The sequence below is a fragment of the uncultured Methylobacterium sp. genome (assembly GCF_964251405.1).
Taxonomy (GTDB): domain Bacteria; phylum Pseudomonadota; class Alphaproteobacteria; order Rhizobiales; family Beijerinckiaceae; genus Methylobacterium.
This window is the reverse complement of sequence record NZ_CAXUJR010000146.1, coordinates 3,466-4,616: the sequence shown is the minus strand read 5'-3', so window position 1 is coordinate 4,616 and position 1,151 is coordinate 3,466. Positions and strand designations below refer to the sequence as shown.

Below are 1,151 nucleotides of genomic sequence, written 5' to 3'. Positions count from 1 at the left end.
CTCGGCGGCAACGAGAGCTATCCGGACCTGTTCCAGCCCTATGGCGGCTTCCCGGACGGCGTGAAGGTCGAGGATGGCCACATCGTCATGCCGAACATCCCCGGGATTGGCTTCGAGGGCAAATCCGACCTCATCAAGGTCATGCGCGACCTCGCCGAGTAACACCTGCCGCGGACCGACCGGGGCTATCGCGCTCGATCTCGGCTATGCCGACGCCGCCCATTTCAGCCGGGCGTTCCAGAGCTTGACCGGGATGCCGCCTCGCGTCTGGCGGCAGGCGGCGACGGGCTTTCGTTCCCTGCCTTGACCCTCCCGTTAGGCCGGTCCAGAAACCTGCGCCCGCGCGGCGTCCGGACAGGACAGCCGCGCGGCTTGCTTTCCTCACTCGCGATACGAACGGGAACACGCGCGATGGCCGCGTTCAACGAACTGGTCTTCTCCGGCGTCCAGCCGACCGGGAACCTGCATCTCGGCAATTATCTCGGCGCCGTGAAGCGGTTCGTGGAGATGCAGGCGCGCGAGGCGCAGTGCCTCTACTGCGTCGTCGACCTGCACGCGATCACCCTGTGGCAGGACCCGGCCGAGCTGAAGACGCAGATCCGAGAGGTCACCGCCGCGTTCCTCGCCGCCGGCATCGACCCGGCGCGCTCGATCGTGTTCAACCAGAGCCAGGTGCCGGCCCATGCCGAGCTCGCCTGGATCTTCAATTGCGTCGCGCGGCTGGGCTGGCTCAACCGCATGACCCAGTTCAAGGACAAGGCCGGCAAGGACCGCGAGGCCGCCAGCGTCGGGCTCTACGCCTACCCGGTGCTCATGGCCGCCGACATCCTGGCCTACCGCGCCACCCATGTGCCGGTGGGCGAGGACCAGAAGCAGCATCTCGAACTCACCCGCGACATCGCGGGGAAGTTCAACAACGACTTTTCGCAGTCGATCGCCGCGCACGGGCATGGCGAGGGCTTCTTCCCCATCACCGAGCCGCTGATCGGTGGGCCTGCCGCCCGCGTGATGAGCCTGCGCGACGGCACCAAGAAGATGTCGAAATCCGATCCGTCGGACAATTCGCGCATCAATCTCACCGACGACGCGGACGCCATCGCCAACAAGGTCCGCAAGGCCAAGACCGACCCGGAGCCCCTCCCCTCCGAGGT

2 protein-coding genes and 1 pseudogene are annotated in these 1,151 nt (G+C 66.7%); all 3 read left to right on the top strand.

From position 1 onward, the window contains the following. Positions 1–162 (top strand): annotated as a pseudogene (locus ACFE7U_RS17285) (mandelate racemase); the annotation flags it as partial. After that, complete coding sequence (locus ACFE7U_RS17280; RefSeq protein WP_375410946.1) at positions 107–307, top strand: helix-turn-helix domain-containing protein; 201 nt, start codon at positions 107–109, stop codon at positions 305–307. The pseudogene ACFE7U_RS17285 and the gene ACFE7U_RS17280, both read left to right, overlap by 56 nt. A 104-nt stretch (positions 308–411) precedes the next feature. Continuing rightward, the coding region (gene trpS / locus ACFE7U_RS17275; protein WP_375410945.1) for a tryptophan--tRNA ligase at positions 412–1,151 on the top strand (740 nt) is incomplete at its 3' end.